This window comes from Paenibacillus sp. 7541, from assembly GCF_002276395.1.
Taxonomy (GTDB): domain Bacteria; phylum Bacillota; class Bacilli; order Paenibacillales; family Paenibacillaceae; genus Paenibacillus_AQ; species Paenibacillus_AQ campinasensis.
This window is the reverse complement of the sequence record NZ_NQLZ01000001.1, coordinates 270343-288246: the sequence shown is the minus strand read 5'-3', so window position 1 is coordinate 288246 and position 17904 is coordinate 270343. Positions and strand designations below refer to the sequence as shown.

The window sequence follows — 17904 nt, the reverse complement described above, 5'->3', positions numbered from 1 at the left end:
AATCGATTTGTAGAAATGATCACCAGGGGAATATGAGCTTGTTTTTTTCTGCCTTGAACAGAAGCATGCCATGCCAGGACGAGGGGACATACACCGGTTTGAGTTTAAACTCTTATGTGGTTTATTGTATAATAAATAATGTTTTTGTCAGTAAAGCAGATTTGAGTTGCTTAAGCGGTGTGAAATGCCTTACGGAAACCGAAAAGGGGTTAAACGTGATGAATAAATCCGAACGAATCCACCAGATTACGGACGCGATGTCGAGAAACGGGCTGCGTGTCACCGACCAGCGGAGAACGCTGGCCCAGATTTTTACAGATGATGAAGGGTATTTGTCCCCAAAAGATGTGTATGACAAAATGAAGCAGCAGTATCCGAGCGTCAGCTTTGATACCGTATATCGGAATTTGCGGCTGCTTAGTGAGATGGGGGTTCTGGAGCAGTACTACTTTTTGGATGGCGGCTTGAAATTTAAAGGCTGCTGCTCCACACATCACCATCATCACTTGATATGTCTGAGTTGTGAGAAAACGCTGCCTCTTGATTACTGCCCGATGGACCAGTCTATTGACCTGCCTGCGAATTTCAAAATTTCCAATCATCGTTTCGAAATTTATGGATTATGTGATCAATGTCAGTAGCATGATCAGCCGAATCCTTGGGCTCGGTTAAGTTAATAATTAAATACGACCAAAGGAAACCGCGCATGGGACCGTGCGCGGTTTTGTATTTGTCCGATCGAGAAGAGCGTCCATGTATCCTTTGCTTGGGAAAGTACACTTGGTTTGCATCCAGAATATTTGAAATTTTGAATGGTTGTAGAAAATCAGTTGTTGACAGATTAGCGATTATTGCCTATATTCATACATGATATTAATCGTAATGGTTACGAATAAAAGGAGATGGAACAGAGATGAGAGTGATTGTTACTTTGGCATGCACCGAAACTGGGGATCGCAATTACACAACAACCAAGAATAAGAGAACGCATCCTGAACGTCTGGAAATGCGCAAATATTGTCCTCGCTTAAAAAGATATACGCTGCACCGTGAAACCCGGTAAGCTGCTTCAATCAGCCGCGGGGAAATCAGCGTTCATGCGATTCATGCTTCGTCTTAGATATTAGATAGGCGAGTGACGAGAAGAGTCGCTTTAAAAATTAAGCTTAGATCGTAATTTTTACATGTTGATGTCGTTGGTTTGTTTTGAAATTTGCGAAAGGGGGAGGAGGGATGATTTTGTCTTCCATGCAGGGCGTCGTGTTTGGTTACGGAGATGAAGCGGTCATTGAGAATTTGACGCTGGATATCTATGCCGGTCAATTCACTGCCATCTCGGGTCCCAATGGCGCGGCCAAATCGACGATGCTCAAATTGATGCTCGGCTTAATCAAGCCATGGCGCGGGACTGCCCGATTTACGCGTGTGCTGGAGGACGGGACGAAATTGTCGGTTGGATACGTACCGCAGCAGGTTGCGTCTTTTAATGCAGGATTTCCAAGTAAAGTCATTGAGCTTGTCCGTTCAGGACGTTACAACCGACTTGGATGGTTTCGACGGTTTACGGCGAGAGATCATGAAATGGTGGAACGGAGCCTGAAGGAAGTCGGCATGTGGGAGTATCGCAACCGCAGGATCGGGGAATTGTCAGGAGGCCAGAAGCAGCGGATATGCATGGCCAGAGCGCTGGCCCAAGAGCCGCATGTGCTTATTCTCGACGAGCCTACCACCGGGCTGGACGCGGCCAGCCGTGCGGATCTATACAGGCTGCTCAGCGGTTATGTTAAGGAGCAGGGCAAGACGGTGATCATGGTCACCCATTCCTTGGAAGAAATCGATCCCTATGTGGATCGTATCGTCCGCCTGGAGCGAAAGGAGAATGGGGGATGGCAATGCTCGGTTACGAATTCATGCAGCGGGCCTTTATCGCAGGAGGCCTGATCGGCATTATCGGTCCTGTACTTGGTCTGTTCCTGATGCTGAGACGGCAGGCATTGATGGCGGATACGCTCTCTCATGTGTCGCTGGCAGGGGTGGCGCTGGGCTCGCTCATGAATCTGAATCCAGTTCTAACCGGGTTCGCCGTGGCTGTTCTGGGGGCACTGATCATTGAGCAGCTGCGAAGGGTTTACCGTACATATAGCGAGGTTCCGGTGGCTATTATGTTGACCTCGGGGCTGGCGATTGCGGTTGTTCTGATGAGCTTTAGCCCTAATCTAAGCAAAAGCTTCAGCGCCTACCTCTTCGGCTCGATTGTTGCCGTCAGTGATACCCAGCTTCGGCTGATTGCGATCGTCGCTATGGCCGGAGTGCTGTTTTTCATCGGTCTGCGTAGACCGCTCTATCAATTTGCTTTTGATGAGGAGACGGCTTTCGTATCCGGAACGCCGGTCTCGCTGCTCTCATTTATGTTTGCTGTTTTTACCGGAATGACGGTAGCGGCTGCCATGCCGATTGTGGGGGTGCTTCTTGTGTCGGCGCTGATCGTATTGCCCGCCTCCATAGCGCTTCGGCTGGCATCTGGCTTTCTCGCGGCAGCTGTGATTGCCGTTGCTGTTGGTCTATGCGGTGTTTTCTCGGGGCTCACCGCTTCCTATTATTTAAATACGCCCCCGGGAGCGACCATTGCACTGATTTTATTAGCATTCCTTGTTGCAGCAGTAATCGTCCAGAAACTGCTTGGTATCCAACATCGCAATCAAAAATTAAATCAATATCGGAGGTACAATGCATATGAAAAGCTTTAAGCGAACAATCACCGCTTTATCCTTATCCGCTGTGCTGGCGATTGCTGGCTGCGGTACAGGTAAATCGGCAAGTGAGGGGAACAATCCTTCTACCGATCATCCGTCAGAGACTACAGCCGCATCCTCACCGTTGAAAATTAAAACAAGCTTCTACCCGATGTACGAATTCACCCGTCAGGTAGCGGGCGATTTGGCAGAGGTAGAGAATTTGGTTCCAGCGGGCGTTGAACCGCATGATTGGGAGCCGACTCCTCAGGATATGGCAGGAATTGCAGAAGCAGATGTACTTGTATACAACGGTGCTGGCATGGAAGGCTGGATTGACCAGGTACTCGGCAGCATCAACGCCAGTGACCTGACCGTGATTGAGGCAAGTAAGGGGCTTGAAATTATTGAAGATCCGGACGGGGGACATTCCCACAACCACGGTCATGACCATGATCATGAGGGTGAGCACAGCCATGAGGAGCACGCACATGATCATGACCATGAGGGCGAGCACAGCCACGAGGAGCACGCACATGATCATGACCACGAAGGCGAGCACAGCCATGACGAGCATGCGCATGACCATGACCATGAGGGTGAGCACAGCCATGAGGAGCACGCGCATGATCATGATCATGAAGGTGAGCACAGCCATGACGAGCATGCGCATGACCATGAGCATGAAGGCGAGGACAGCCACGACGAGCATGACCATGGCGGAGAGAGCGGACATCATCACCATGATCATGGTGGATTAGACCCGCATGTATGGCTCTCACCCGTTCTGGCGATCGAGCAGGTGCGCAACATCGAAGCAGGATTGTCCGCAGCAGCTCCGGAGCATAAGGAAGCTTTCAAAGCAAACGCTGACGCTTACATCAGCAAGCTTGAGGCACTGGATCAGGAGTTTCGGGATGGCTTGAAGGATTCCAAACGCAAGGACTTTATTACCCAGCATTCCGCATTTGGATATTTAGCGAGAGAGTATGGCCTGACTCAAGTTCCGATTGCGGGTCTGTCTCCCGATCAAGAGCCATCCGCTGCCCAAATGGCGAGCGTGATTGAATTTGCGAAGGAACATGAAGTGAAGACCATTTTCTTCGAAACGCTTGTGTCCTCTAAAGTGGCAGAAGCGATTGCGGCGGAGATCGGCGCTTCGACTTCCGTGCTCAATCCAATCGAAGGATTGACGCAAGAGGACATCGCGGCCAATCTCGACTACATTTCCATCATGCGTCAGAATCTGGAGGCGCTGAAGACCGCCTTGAACGAATAATCAAAATAAGAAAAGGAGTTGTTACCCTACATTGGCCAAAAAATCAAAAGTAGTGAAAGAGGAGAAACGTCAGCAGTTGGTAGCTAAGTATGCAGCGAAACGCAGAGCCTTGATCGATCAAGGCGATTATGCCGCCCTGCAAAAGCTTCCCCGGGATTCGTCACCGACAAGGCTTCACAATCGATGCGCCGTCAGCGGCAGACCGAGAGGTTACATCAGCAAATTCGGCGTGTCTCGAATCGTGTTCCGTGAACTGGCTCATAAAGGGCACATTCCGGGCGTGAAAAAGGCAAGCTGGTAAAGAAACATTGCATTAAATCGTAATTTTTACATCACTATAGTGCGCCAGAATCCGTGATTTGGGTTTAAAAGCATACATCTCAGGGGGAGAACAGGTCCATGTTTATACGAACTCATCAGCAAAAGAAGAAATCTTACCTCACAGCCGTAATTATACTTCTCGTGTGCTTCGCGATCATGATGTCGGCATGTGGAGGCAGTGAAAGCCCAGCCACTTCGGGATTAAATGACAGCTCTCCAGAAACGCACAATGAAGCTTCTCCGGAGCTCTCCGAATCGGATTCAACAACGGCTGAGGGACCGTTCATGACGTTTCAGGATGCGGCAGACCGCACCATAACACTTCAGCATCAGCCTGAGCGTATTGTCGTCCTCTCACCCGAGTACTTGGATCTGTTATATGCCGTTGGCGGCAAGGCAGTGGGTCGGATGGATGCTACCGGCGTATCCATTCCGGGTGAGGCAGAATCGATCACCTCTGTCGGTACAGTCAGTCAGATCAATCTTGAGCAAGTGGTGGCGCTAAGGCCGGATCTTGTCATCGGTCAGACTCGGTTTCACAAAGATCTGATTCAAGCGCTGGAGAGCAGCGAGATTCCGGTCGCTTTGATGAGCCTGTCCAGCTATGAGGACATGAAATCCAAGGCTGAGTGGATGGCGAAAATCGCCGGCACAGAAGACCAGCTGCCAGAGAAGCTGAAAGCATTGGACGAGAGGGTGGACGCTGTATTGGCTCAATTGCCGAAGGAGAAGCGCACCTTCATCAACCTGAATGTTACACCAGGCGGGATCTCCATTCAGAAGAATGGCACGACCGGGCTTGAAATTGCGAAAATGCTCGGCTTGACCAATGCAGCCGAGACGCTAGAACCATCTCCGAACAGTCCGACAACGACACCATACAGCATGGAGACGCTGGTCCAGCAGGACCCCGATTATATCTTTCTCATCATTCATGGGCAGCGGGCTGCTGGTGAGCAAAAGATCCAGGAAGAACTGGAAGGCAACCCAGCCTGGGCGTCCATCAGGGCGGTTAGGGAACAGCGTGTCATCCTTGTTCCGTCCGACCTGTTCTTGACCAACCCGGGGCTTCAATATGATGAATCTCTGACGTATTTAGCGTCCATGGTGTATCCGGAGCTCTTTGGTGATGCTCAATAAGTCCATCCGGCGTGTATCCATGCTGATACTGTTTACGGCAGCTGCCATGGCAGCATGTTTATTCAGCATCTCGACCGGGGCTGTTATGGTACCGCTGCGAGATATCGTAAACAGCATCCTGCAGTATGATCTGTCTGGTATGCATCGGGATATTATCTGGAATATCCGTCTGCCGCGGACACTGGTGGCGATGGTTGTTGGCGCGAACCTGGCCGTCTCCGGCGCGCTGCTGCAAGGAGTCATGCGCAATCCGCTGGCAGACCCACACATTATCGGGGTCTCCAGCGGAGCGGGGTTATTCGGAATTTTTCTGCTTGTCGTTGTACCCCAGTATGATTACCTTTTGACCCCAGCAGCTTTTGTTGGTGCGACTCTTGCTGCTTTTATTATCTATTTACTGGCCTGGAAAGACGGTGTCAGTCCGCTCAGGATCGTTCTGGCGGGCGTCGCCGTCTCTGCTTTCTTGGGGGCCGGCATCTCGGCAATGCTTACTTTTTACAGCGATCGGGTACATGGCGCCCTTATCTTTATGGTTGGAGGTCTCGCGGCCAAAAGCTGGCCAGACCTCGCCATCATTCTGCCATATTCGATCATCGGCCTTGGTCTGGCGATGATGTTCTCCAAGCAAATGAACATTATGATGCTGGGTGATGTGAATGCACGCAATCTGGGGACCCGGGTGGAGCTGTCACGCTTGTTGATCACGGCAACCGCTACGCTGCTTGCGGCCAGTGCTGTCAGCATTGCGGGCTTGCTGGGATTCGTCGGTCTGGTCATTCCACATATCGCCAAGCTCTTAGTCGGCTCTGATTACCGGATGCTTATCCCATCTTCGGCCCTGTTAGGGGCTGCGGTGCTGACGTTCTGCGACACGCTGGCAAGAATTATGTTCTCGCCGATCGAGCTGCCGGTTGGAATCATAATGGGGGCGATTGGAGCGCCTTTTTTCCTGTATCTGTTAAGGAGGAAGAGAGCATGAATCGCTTGGAGACCGATCGTCTATCGCTCAAGTATAGTGACAGAATCATTATTCAACATTTGAACATCGCCTTTGAGGCGGGGGCGGTGTACAGCATCATTGGGCCGAATGGCTGCGGGAAGAGCACGCTGCTGAAGGCGCTGGCCCGGCAGCTGAAACCGGCGGCTGGTCAGGTGCTCCTGGATGGCAAGGCGATGTCCAGTCTAAGCGGCAAGCAAGTGGCCAGGCAGTTATCATATATGGCTCAAACCCAAGAGCAGATCGAAGTTACGGTCAAGGAGTTGGTGGGGTATGGAAGAACACCGCATCAGCCTTATTGGAACCGCGTTAGTGCGAAGGATCGGGAGATTGCAGATTGGGCGCTGGAGGCAACAGGGTTAACCACTTATGGGGATCGTTTGCTGCACACGCTCTCAGGCGGAGAGAGACAGCGGGCCTGGATTGCAATGGCGCTGGCGCAGCAGCCGGAACTGCTGCTTCTGGATGAGCCGACCACGTATCTGGATATTGCCCATCAGCTGGAGATTCTAGAATTGGTTCGAGAACTGAATCAACAATTTAAGATGACGGTGATCATGGTGCTGCATGATATGAATCATGCGTCAGTCTATTCGGACTATATTCTAGCTATGAGATCAGGAGAGATCGAGGGCTTCGGATCTCCAACCGAAGTGCTGACACCAGATCTGCTTGGCCGCGTCTTTGGCGTGAAGGCACATATTGAGGCTGCGCCGGAGCACGGGAAGCCGATCTGCCGGATTACGGGTTTAATACAGAAATAAGGAGAGGAACGCAGTGGAGCATATACAGCAGCAATATCCTTTTACGGCTATTGTAGGTCAGACACGCATGAAGCTGGCACTCATTCTGAATGTCATTAATCCGAGGTTAGGAGGCGTGCTGATTCGAGGTGAGAAAGGAACAGCCAAGTCCACCACGGTCCGCGCTTTAGCAGGCCTTGTACCTGATCTGAATGTCGTTAATCTGCCCGTCAGTGCAACGGAAGATCGTGTGGTCGGAGCGCTGGACATTGAGCATGCAATCAAAACGGGAGAAAAGAAATTTGAGCCCGGATTGCTGGCTGCGGCGCACGGCCACATTTTGTATATTGATGAAATTAATCTGCTGGACGACCATATCGTGGATGTCCTGTTGGACGCAGCTGCGATGGGAGTCAATACGGTGGAGCGGGAAGGCATCTCTTATTCGCACCCATCTCGCTTCATCTTGGTGGGGACGATGAATCCGGAAGAGGGGGCCCTGCGTCCGCAGCTTCTCGACCGATTTGGTCTCTCTGTTGAGATTGGCGGTGAACGGGATGTTCAGGAGCGCGCGCAGGTGATTCGAAGACGAATGGATTATGAGCGTGATCCTGGCGCATTTGTAAAGCAATACGCGTTAGAGCAGGAACAGATGCTGAACCAGATCCTTCAGGCCCGGAATCGGCTGGATCAGGTTCGGATACCAGACGATATGCTCGAACTGGCTGCAAGCATTGGCATCGCCCTAGAGGTGGAAGGCCACCGATCGGACATCACCCTGATCAAAACGGCTGCAACGCTAGCGGCCTGGCATGGACAAGAAACTGTCAATCCTGCTCATATGCAGGAAGCCGCTTATCTCGTCCTGCCTCACCGCATGCGGAGGAAGCCGTTTGAAGAGGCCGGCGGCATGGAGCAGAAGCTGCAAGGCGTACTAAATTCAGCAGGATCGGTACAGGCAAGATGAAGGCGAAGGAGCTGATGCATGCCGCTCCCGTGTATCCGTTTAGCGCTATAGTAGGACAGGAGAGGGCGAAACGGGCGATCCTGCTCTATTTCATAAATCCGGCTAGCGGCGGCGTTCTTCTCAGCGGTTCTCCCGGTGCAGGCAAAAGCTTGCTTTTGCGCGGGGCAGCTGCTCTTCTGGGAACCCGAAGAAGCATATCCGTACCCGCAAATGTGACCGCAGACCGCCTTCTTGGTGCATGGGATGCAGCCGCCATTGTACAAGGCAGAACGATGACTCACCAGCCTGGGTTGCTCGCGGAAGCTGACGGACAGCTGCTCCTCACGGATCATCTGAATCTGCTGCCGGAAACCATCATCAAGGAAATCGTTCGTGCTTTCAGCATGGGTGTCATTCATTTGCATAGAGAAGGGATATCTGCCGTCCGAAGCAGCCGCTTTATGCTTCTTGCAGCAATGGATGCGGAAGAAGGAGGGATACCTTCTCCCATTCTGGACCATTTCGGTTATGGCATCGCATTGGATACAGCCGAATCCTTGACGTCCAGAGTCGAGATCATTCGCCGTCAGCTTCAATATGAGCGCGATCCGGATGCGTTTGTACACCGGTATCGGGCACAGGATGAAGCGCTTCGGCAACGAATGGAGGCCGCAGCGCGCACGCTGCCCCGCATTAAGGTGGGGGCGTCAATGCTCCAATTGGCGGCTTCCATCGCCAAGGAAGCGGGCATTGCCAGCTCCCGGGCCGAGCTGGCTCTTATTGAAGGTGCTAGAGCGGCGGCAGCCTGGGATGAACGAGGGGAGGTCACTTCTTCCGACATTCGAGAAATTGCGGAGTGTGTGCTGCCTCATCTCATGAGTGCAGTAGCTGATGAGTCTCGTGCTGCAGACCATTCTCCGGCAGCTCCAGATTCCGCAGAGCAGCCAGGCCATTCGCCGGAGGATGATACCTCACGCGATTCACGTTCCCCAGACGGCTCCCCGGATCACGCGGCGAGCGGCTCCGGCCGAATGACAACCACATCCAGTCCGGCTTCAGACCCTTCTGCGTCCAGGGATGAGGATGAGGAAGGGCAGCGCTTATCCGCTTCAGAAGACCGGATCATCCTTCCGGACGACGGTTTCCGGCTTCAGCCCCTGGATTATAATCTTCGGCGGAAGATGGCTGATGGAGGACTGGGCAAAAGGGGGCGAGCCCATGCCAACATGAATAAAGGACGTGTCGTAGGTGCTGTGACTCCGCACCGAAAGGTGCAGGCAGATGTCGCTTTTGATGCTACGATTCGTGCAGCTGCTCCCTTCCAGACGATTCGCGAGAAGAGGGACGGGCTTGCGTTCGCAATCGAGCCCGGAGATTTGCGTCAGAAGAAAAAAGAAAGCAGCGTGGGCGCCTCGCTGCTGTTCGTGGTGGACGCCAGCGGCTCGATGGCAGCTCGGAAACGAATGGCCGCTGTAAAGGGCGGCATTCTGTCCCTCCTTCAGGATGCCTACGTTAAGCGGGACCGTATCGGCATGATTGCCTTTCGAAAAGGAGAAGCCGAGTATGTGCTCCCGATTACGCGCAGTGTTGATGCAGCATCCAAGCATTTGCGGGACATCCCTACGGGCGGAAAGACACCGCTGACAGCCGGGCTTGTCAAAGCTTACCAAACGCTGGAGCTGGAGAAGCGCAGAAACAATGACACGCTGCCGATGATCATTCTTGTCACTGATGGCCGGGCCAATGAAAGTCCAAGCGGTCTTACTTCCTATGCCGACGTCTGGAAGGAGTGCCTCAGTGCTGCCGAGCCTATTCGCGCTTCCGGAATTCCATGTCTCGTGCTGGACACGGAACAGGGATTTGTCAAATTGGGACGCTCGAAAGAGCTGGCGCAAGCGCTGGGTGCTGCATACAGGAAGCTTGAGAATATGGACGAAGAAGGCGTAGCTACCGCAGTTCGTCTGACCAAACGATGACCGGGTACCGCTTCACATCCAGAAAGGAGGCAACAAGATTGAAGATCGTGATCTTTACAACTTCGCATGCGGCCATGAAGGATTTATCGCTGATGTATACCAACATGGAGACATCGCTTCGCAGTCGTATCGCGTTATCCATTTTTAATATTGAAGGAGAGTTATCGGAGGAAGAATGGGAGCGGGTGAAAGCTAGGGCCGAGGAGGCCGAGTTTATTATTCATGATCCGCACGGCACGCCTGCTCAGACCCTGTCTCGTCTCCATAGAATATGCGCAGCTCTCGATACGGAGCAGGTCATTGTAGGGGGGAATGCGGAAGGGATTCAGGAGCTGTTCCGGTTAGGCTCATTGCGTTACGATGACATTGCCGGCAAGCACCAACACGGAAAGCCGCACGCTTCTGCCGATCAGGCTGAGTGCCGAGAGGATCTCGAATGCTACCGATCGCTTGTTGAATACTGGAGACATGCAGGCATCCATAATATGCAGCATATGCTCGGTTACATTGCAGCTAGGCTAGGGAAAAAGCTGGATTGGCCGGCGGTGGAGCCGCCCGCTGCACTTAAAGCGGCAGGCATCTATGACCCGTGTCTGAAGCGGCCCTTCGATTCAATAGAGGCCTATCGCCTCACCGTGCCTGTCCGGAAAGAACTGCCGACGGTAGCCGTGCTGTTCATGGGCTACAGCTATCCGCTCCATACAGGTGACATTGTAGGCAGCATCATACAGGACATCCGGCCCTTCGCCAATGTTCTGCCCGTTGCATTCGCTTCCCTCGTCCGCGTGGACCCGAAGAGGTTGAAGGATTTGCTCATGCACGGCGGGACCTCTGGCAACAAGGTGGACCTGATCGTCAATTTTGTGCCATTCCGGCTGGGGGCAGGGCCTACCGGGGGCAAGAGCGAAGAAATGTTGTCCATGTTAAAAGAGCTGGAGGCGCCGATGCTGCATCCCTTTTTCCTGACACGCAGGGAACGTTCCGACTGGGAACTATCCGCCCAAGGCCTGACCCCTTCCGAATTCCTCGTGCAGATGATGCTGCCTGAGCTCGACGGGAGCATAGATACACTGCCGGTTGCTGCCTTGAGCACGCGTGACTATGATGAGGAGATGCAGCTGCATACCAAGGAGCTGCAGCTGATCGAAGAGCGGGCACACCGATTGGTCAGCCGGATCCGGCGGTATTTGGCGCTGCGCAGCAAGCCGCAATCGGAGAAACGAATTGCTATTATCGGATACAATTATCCGCCGGGAGAAGGGAATCTTTTTCAAGCCTCATTGTTAGATACATTCGAGTCGATCTCCAGGTTGACAGCCGCACTGAAAGCGCATGGCTACGAGACCGATACATTTACCGGTGCAGAATTAAAGGAGCGCTTCCTTCGGGAAGGGCTGATCAATTCCGGTGACTGGGCGGATGAGCGCTGGTCTGAATCTCTTCCCAGGATCAGCACCGATCAGTATGTGAAGAATAACCAGGTATTTGCCAAACGAGAAGATGAGCTTCGTGAGCAGTGGGGAGAGGCGCCGGGAAGCATAATGACGATCGAGAACGAGGCGTTCAAAATCCCTGGTCTGATCAGCGGGAATTTGTTTATCGGACTGCAGCCGAGCCGGGGCGTGCATGAAAATCCCGAAGCGGCCTACCATGATAAAAGCCTGCTGCCGCACCATCAGTATTTGGCCTTTTACCAGTATATCCGGGACGAGTTCAAGGCGGATGCCATCCTGCATGTCGGGACCCATGGCACGATTGAGTTTATGGCAGGCAAGGAGAGCGGCATGTCCGGAGACTGTGTGCCGGATGCCATGATTTCGGATCTTCCTCACTTTTATGCCTATTATGTCGGGAATCCTTCGGAGGCGATGATTGCAAAACGAAGAACCCATGCTGTCCTTCTCGGCTATCAATCCCCGCCATTTACAGCTAGCGGCCTGTATGGGGAATATGCAGCGCTTGAAGGGCTGCTGCACGAATACAGGGAAGCGGAGCGGCTGAATCCGGCGCGGCTTCCGGGGCTGTGGAGAAGGCTGCAGGAGCAGGCTGAAGCGCTGTCGCTTGAAGCCGATGATCTGGAGCAGATCGAAAGCGAATTGTACCGAATGCGAAGATCCTTGATCCCCGAAGGACTGCATGTTCTGGGTGAGGGCTATACCCACGAGCAGGCGGCAGGTCATATGAGAATGATCTTAAGCCATGATAACCGTGCGCTTGGCTCCTTGCAGCGAATCTATGCCACGACACTCGGCTGGGATTATGATCAACTGCTGGATGGGCAGCATATTGATAAGCTGCGAACGGTGGATGAGCATGTCGAGCAAGCCGTGCGGTCCTTCATGCAAACGTCCAGTATTCCGGATGCCCCCGGCGGGCTAAACGAGGAGCTTCAGGCACGCTGGCAGGAACTATGGGAGAAAGGGATGGCGGCGTACCATTCCACAAATGCAGAGCAGGAAATCCAGCAGCTCTTGTCAGCGCTCGATGGGAAGTATGTGCCGGTACGCCTTGCCGGAGATTATATTCGGAACCCGGAGGTTCTCCCGTCAGGGTACAATCTGGTGCAGTTCGACCCAAGAGCCATCCCCACACAAACAGCCGCTTCCAGTGGATGGAAAATCGCAGAGAATACACTGAAACTGTATTATAAGTCTCACCATCAATATCCGGATACCACAGCGCTTGTGATGTGGGGGCTGGAAACATCGCGAACACAAGGCGAGACGCTGGGCCAGATTCTGGCGTATCTCGGCGTCAGAATTAAAGAACGGGGAGCTATGATGCCGATGGCGTATGAAATTGTTCCCCTGGCAGAGCTGAATAGGCCGCGGCTGAATGTCATCGTACATATTTGCGGTTTCTTCCGGGATATGTTCCCTGAGCAGATGATTATGCTGCATCGGATTTTTCAAGACATTTCCGAGCTGGATGAGCCAATGGACCAGAATCTGTTCAAGCGACACTCGGTGAAGCTGTATGAACAGCTTCGCTTGGCTGGCGCAGGACATAACGAAGCATGGGATCTGGCATGCGCACGCATATATGGACCTGCCGAAGGGGAGTACGGCACATCGGTCACCAAGCTCATCGAGACGAAGCAGTGGGAGGATGAAAGCCAGCTGGGCGAGGCCTTTATGAGCAGTCTGAAGCATGTATACAGCTCGAAGTACAGGGGCGAAGACATGTATGACCTCTACAAGGCGAATCTGGCTGCGGTGGATATTGTTTCGCAAATCCGCAGCAATCACGAGCACGAAGTTACGGATTTGGACCACTATTACGAGTTCTTCGGAGGATTGGCCAAATCGGTAGAGATCGCCAAAGGGACAAAAGCAGCGATATACATCACCGATTCGACGGGTGAGCGGGCATTGACCGAGGAAGTGCGGAAGTCGGTGCAGCGCGGGGTTCGCACCCGGCTGCTGAATCCCAAATGGATGGACGGCTTGCTGAAGCATGATTATCATGGCGCGCAGAAAATCGCGGATCGCATCGAAAACCTGCTGGGTCTGGCGGCGACAACCCATGAAGTGGATTCCTGGATTTTCTCAGCGGTTCACAAGGAATACGTGGCTGATGAACAGCGCAGCAAGCAGATGCGGGACAATAATCGCTGGGCTTATCACAGCATGCTGGAGACTTTGCTGGAGAGCCATCAACGCCAATACTGGCAGGCTTCAGATGAAGAGTTGCAGATGCTGCACGAGCGGTATTTGGAGCTTGAAGGTGAACTGGAAAGCAATGAATGATGACATAAGCAGCTCATTTTGAGCTGCTTTTCTGCGTGATATCCGGATCGGTGGCGAGCACGGACGTGAGAAAGTGACCGCAACCATAGATGGAGCCTGTCAGCACAAGCACCGCATGCCTACCCGGATGCATAAAGGCGAGGATGATTGCAGGCTTCATATATGCGGCTTCTTGAAATTGCCGTATTCAAGCCGTTGAGCAGCCCTGGAATCATACGAAATGTACCCTCCGCTCAAAAAGGTACCTATTCAAAAAGTGGCACATCCAGTAACATGGAACCTATATAGAAAACCGGATTGGCCAAAAATGATAGCGCTATCAAGAAAAAAGGGGGGAGTCCAGATTGTTGAAACGATCATTCGCGGCAACCGGTTTGAACAGATGACCATGAGCGCCATTCTGGTTGCAGGCGACGCCAATTCTTGGTATGAGTCGGGTGCCGTTCGAAATATGCTCATTGCAGACCACGTGTTTATTGGCTGCGGCGGTGCGGGGCATCCGGTCATTCGAATTGCGCCCGAGAACGAGGCGGGCTCCGGTGCTGATCCGGTGCATCGCAATATTCGCATCGAGGGGAATCGGTTCGAGGGTACAGCAGCACTTCTGCTGTCAGTGCATGGGACGGAAGGGCTGGTATTTCAGGGCAATGAGGTGGACGTGACGGGAAGCCGGACCGGGACGCTGGAGTCGCTTGGGCTGATCACGGTAGAAACATGCCGGAACGTTGACATTAGCGACAACGGGCTCTTTTACATGCAAGATCTGGACATGGTCCATCGACCAGATGGTTAATCATGGATCTGATATTTAGACATCGCAAGAGAAAACAAGGCAATTCAATTCCATCTACTGAAAGAGAAACGGAGGTAGTTAAGCATGCAAGAGAACAAAAAACTGATGTACGGCAAACCCGCCTCGGTATGGACCGAAGCGCTGCCGATCGGCAACGGCCGTCTGGGTGCGATGATCTACGGCGGCGTGGAGCGGGAGACGATTAGCTTGAACGAGGATACGCTATGGTCGGGATATCCGAGGGACTGGAACAATCCGGCTGCACGGGAGGTTCTCCCGGTTATTCGGCAGCTTACGCGGGAGGGGCGTTATGCGGAAGCGGACCAGCTGGGCCGGAAGATGCTGGGGCCCTACACGGAATCCTATATGCCGCTTGGCGATCTACGTCTGAGCTTTGATCATGGCCCGATCTTCCATTCCTACCGGCGCACACTGGATCTTACGCGCGCTGTTCATCGGACCGAGTACAGTGTCGGTCAGGTTGCTTATGTTCGGGAGATGTTTGCATCATTCCCGGATCAGCTGATTGTGCTGAAGCTGCGTGCCAGTGTACCTGGAGCGCTGGATGTCCATGCGCGGCTGGAGAGCCAGCTCCGTCATGTTCTGCTGATGGAGGATCAGGCCTGCAAGATACGCGGACATGCGCCTGTACGTTTGGAACCAAGCTACGTGTCAGCCGACAAGCCGGTTCGGTATGCGGATTCCGGGCCGGGCAAGGGAGTGGCATTTGAAGGACAGCTGCATGTCGCAAGCACGGACGGTCAGGTCTATGCCGATGCCGGAGGCATCCATGTGTATGGAGCGACCGAAGCGGTTCTGGTTATCAGTGCGGCGACCAGCTTCAGCGGCTATGACAAGATGCCGGCCGGCCCGGACGTTGCAACAGATGCTTGTGAGCGGCATCTGGCAGCGGCGCTGCAGCATGACTATTCACAGCTCCTTGAGCGGCATATGCAGGATTACCGCCGTCTGTTTGACCGTGTCGATCTGCGGCTCGGGGACAGCGTGGCCGGCTGCGCAGAAATGGACACGGAAGAGCGCATTGTGCAGTACGGGGCCTCGGATCCGGGGCTGGTGGAGCTGCTGTTCCACTATGGGCGATATCTCCTCATCTCCAGCTCGCGTCCCGGCACGCAGGCAGCGAATCTGCAGGGCATATGGAATGCGTCCATACGTCCGCCGTGGAGCAGCAACTGGACACTGAACATCAATGCAGAGATGAACTATTGGCCGGCCGAAGTCTGCAATCTGGCTGAATGTCATCGCCCGATGCTCGATATGATCGGCAATCTGGCCCAGAATGGTGCCGTAACCGCCGCGGTTCATTACGGAGCCAGAGGTTGGGTCGCTCATCATAACACCGATCTATGGGGGCAGACTGCGCCGGTGGGCAATTACGGGGACGGTGATCCCACCTGGGCACTGTGGCAGATGGGCGGCATCTGGCTGACCCAGCATCTGTGGGAGCACTATACGTTTGGCGGAGATCTGCAGTACTTGCGGGATGAAGCCTACCCCATTCTGAAAGAAGCTTGTCTGTTCGCCCTGGACTGGCTCATTGAAGGGCCGGCTGGCTATTTGACGACCTCCCCGTCTACATCGCCGGAGCATAAATTCCGCACGGCTGACGGAACTTATGCGATCAGTGAAGGGGCAACGATGGATTTGAGCCTGATCTGGGAGCTGTTCACCAACACGATCGAGGCCAGTAGCATCCTCGGCATGGATGATGATTTCCGACGAGAGCTGAGCAGCACCCGGGAACGACTGTTTCCGCCGCAGATCGGGCGTTACGGCCAGCTGCAGGAATGGGCAGCGGACTTTGAAGACGAGGATCCGTTTCACCGGCACACCTCCCATCTGGTGGGGGTATACCCGGGGCGGCAGCTGACCGCTGAAGAGACGCCTGAATGGTTCGAGGCAGCGAGGGTGACGCTGCAGCGGCGCGGGGATGAAAGCACCGGCTGGAGCCTCGGCTGGCGAGTTGCGCTCTGGAGCCGCTTTGGCGACGGGAATCGGGCTTATCAGCTGCTTAAGAACATGCTGCGACTGGTCAAAGACGGGGAGGGAGAGCGCTATAACTATGGGGGGGTCTATGCAAGCCTCCTGGGCGCGCATCCGCCGTTCCAGATTGACGGCAATTTTGCCGCCTCGGCCGGCATTGCCGAAATGCTGCTCCAATCGCATCGCCCTGCGATGAAGCTGCTGCCTGCGCTTCCGGACGGGTGGCGGGAAGGGGTGGTGCGCGGTCTTCGCGCCAGAGGCGGCTTTGAAGTGGATATTCGCTGGGCATCCGGCTCGTTGATCGAAGCTCGCATATACTCGAATCTCGGGAACCGATGCATCATCGACACGAGCGGCAGCGGGATAAGTTATGCCGTGTACTGCAAGGATGAAAGGTTCGAAATCACGCCGGATGAACAGGGGTACTGCGCTTTCTCAACAGCGCCGGGACTAACGTACCGATTGGAGCCGTTAAAGTAATCGGGGAAGGAGCAAGACGAATATGAATGCTGTGGCGCTACCTGATGATTGCCGAATTGTTCCTGGAGGAGACCTTCACATTCTCTCTTCATCCGAAGAATAGTCATTGTGAGAAAGCGAATAACCCGGAGGGTGGCTTGACCGCTCCTCCGGGTTATTAATGTTGAAGCCCTCTTACGAAGAGTTCCGAAAGGATTGCTGATGAAACGAAGTAATATCGTGAAACAGGGAACGCCCGTCGTCCGTGATGCGAAAATCAGGGGACAGCGGCAGTGCCAGCGCGCGATAGGGCTCCGGAACCCAGATGTACTGATGCACATAAGGGGTTTCGATGAAACCGCAATGATGCCAGAAAGCCAGGCGGTTCCGATTTGTTTCCGTATCCATTGCTTCCGCTTCGATGATCATGGCTTTAACTTGATGCTCGCGTACAGCCCAGTCGCGAATGTGCATGAAAAAGCGTGTGCCGAAACCTTTTCCCCGCCATGTGTCACGGACAGCCATATAGTCGAGGATGAGCCGCCTGTTGCCCAACTTGCCGCGAAATCCGGTCACGGCCATGGCAATGGCCTCGTCCCCGACCATTCCGGCATGCAAGCAGGCAATCCCGCGCTCCAGCATGCTCCGCAGCACGCGTTCCGGCTTGGCTCCGTGTGTAAAGGCCTCCTGGTAGATGGGGCCAAGCTTATTCCACCACGCCTCGCTCCATTCCGTTAATGTCTTCATGTCTAGCCGCATGGCGCG

16 protein-coding genes are annotated in these 17904 nt (G+C 53.8%); 15 read left to right on the top strand and 1 reads right to left on the bottom strand.

What is annotated here, in order from left to right; genetic code table 11:
• Positions 1-218 precede the first annotated feature (218 nt).
• The 15 genes from CHH75_RS01255 (at position 219) to CHH75_RS25100 (ending at position 17321) form a co-directional block, all read left to right on the top strand.
• Positions 219-641: a Fur family transcriptional regulator gene (locus CHH75_RS01255; protein ID WP_095265210.1), complete on the top strand. Its 423-nt coding sequence runs from the start codon at positions 219-221 to the stop codon at positions 639-641.
• A gap of 272 nt (positions 642-913) precedes the next feature.
• The gene (gene rpmG, locus CHH75_RS01250) at positions 914-1063 is read left to right on the top strand and encodes a 50S ribosomal protein L33 (protein WP_095265209.1); all 150 of its coding nucleotides are present in this window, start codon (positions 914-916) and stop codon (positions 1061-1063) included.
• 170 nt (positions 1064-1233) lie between these two features.
• Positions 1234-1941: a metal ABC transporter ATP-binding protein gene (locus tag CHH75_RS01245; RefSeq protein ID WP_095397239.1), complete on the top strand. Its 708-nt coding sequence runs from the start codon at positions 1234-1236 to the stop codon at positions 1939-1941.
• On the top strand, positions 1887-2747 hold the full coding sequence (locus tag CHH75_RS01240) for a metal ABC transporter permease (protein ID WP_095265207.1): 861 nt from the start codon (positions 1887-1889) through the stop codon (positions 2745-2747). The genes CHH75_RS01245 and CHH75_RS01240 overlap by 55 nt, the downstream gene beginning before the upstream one ends.
• On the top strand, positions 2734-4011 hold the full coding sequence (locus tag CHH75_RS01235) for a metal ABC transporter substrate-binding protein (protein ID WP_095397238.1): 1278 nt from the start codon (positions 2734-2736) through the stop codon (positions 4009-4011). The genes CHH75_RS01240 and CHH75_RS01235 overlap by 14 nt, the downstream gene beginning before the upstream one ends.
• A gap of 31 nt (positions 4012-4042) precedes the next feature.
• On the top strand, positions 4043-4312 hold the full coding sequence (rpsN, locus tag CHH75_RS01230) for a 30S ribosomal protein S14 (protein WP_095265205.1): 270 nt from the start codon (positions 4043-4045) through the stop codon (positions 4310-4312).
• A 98-nt stretch (positions 4313-4410) separates the two neighbouring features.
• Entirely contained in the window at positions 4411-5472 is a 1062-nt protein-coding gene (locus CHH75_RS01225) for an ABC transporter substrate-binding protein (RefSeq protein WP_095265204.1), read from the top strand.
• Between the two features lie 19 nt (positions 5473-5491).
• Positions 5492-6451, top strand: coding sequence for a FecCD family ABC transporter permease (locus tag CHH75_RS01220; RefSeq protein ID WP_244908151.1), 960 nt, complete (start codon positions 5492-5494; stop codon positions 6449-6451).
• Complete coding sequence (locus tag CHH75_RS01215; protein WP_095265202.1) at positions 6448-7233, top strand: ABC transporter ATP-binding protein; 786 nt, start codon at positions 6448-6450, stop codon at positions 7231-7233. Before CHH75_RS01220 ends, CHH75_RS01215 begins: the two co-directional genes overlap by 4 nt.
• A 13-nt stretch (positions 7234-7246) precedes the next feature.
• Positions 7247-8179, top strand: a complete 933-nt coding sequence (locus CHH75_RS01210) for a magnesium chelatase ATPase subunit I (protein WP_217989065.1) — start codon at positions 7247-7249, stop codon at positions 8177-8179.
• Entirely contained in the window at positions 8176-10134 is a 1959-nt protein-coding gene (locus CHH75_RS01205; RefSeq protein WP_095397237.1) for a VWA domain-containing protein, read from the top strand. Before CHH75_RS01210 ends, CHH75_RS01205 begins: the two co-directional genes overlap by 4 nt.
• A 47-nt stretch (positions 10135-10181) precedes the next feature.
• Complete coding sequence (locus tag CHH75_RS01200; protein ID WP_255222939.1) at positions 10182-13883, top strand: cobaltochelatase subunit CobN; 3702 nt, start codon at positions 10182-10184, stop codon at positions 13881-13883.
• A gap of 307 nt (positions 13884-14190) precedes the next feature.
• Complete coding sequence (locus CHH75_RS01195; protein WP_095265199.1) at positions 14191-14676, top strand: hypothetical protein; 486 nt, start codon at positions 14191-14193, stop codon at positions 14674-14676.
• A gap of 84 nt (positions 14677-14760) precedes the next feature.
• The gene (locus CHH75_RS01190) at positions 14761-17160 is read left to right on the top strand and encodes a glycoside hydrolase family 95 protein (RefSeq protein ID WP_095397235.1); all 2400 of its coding nucleotides are present in this window, start codon (positions 14761-14763) and stop codon (positions 17158-17160) included.
• 26 nt (positions 17161-17186) lie between these two features.
• Positions 17187-17321: a hypothetical protein gene (locus CHH75_RS25100; RefSeq protein WP_255222930.1), complete on the top strand. Its 135-nt coding sequence runs from the start codon at positions 17187-17189 to the stop codon at positions 17319-17321.
• 13 nt (positions 17322-17334) lie between these two features.
• Here CHH75_RS25100 and CHH75_RS01185 read toward each other — a convergent pair whose 3' ends face one another.
• Positions 17335-17898, bottom strand: a complete 564-nt coding sequence (locus CHH75_RS01185; RefSeq protein WP_095397234.1) for a GNAT family N-acetyltransferase — start codon at positions 17896-17898, stop codon at positions 17335-17337.
• Positions 17899-17904: the final 6 nt, after the last annotated feature.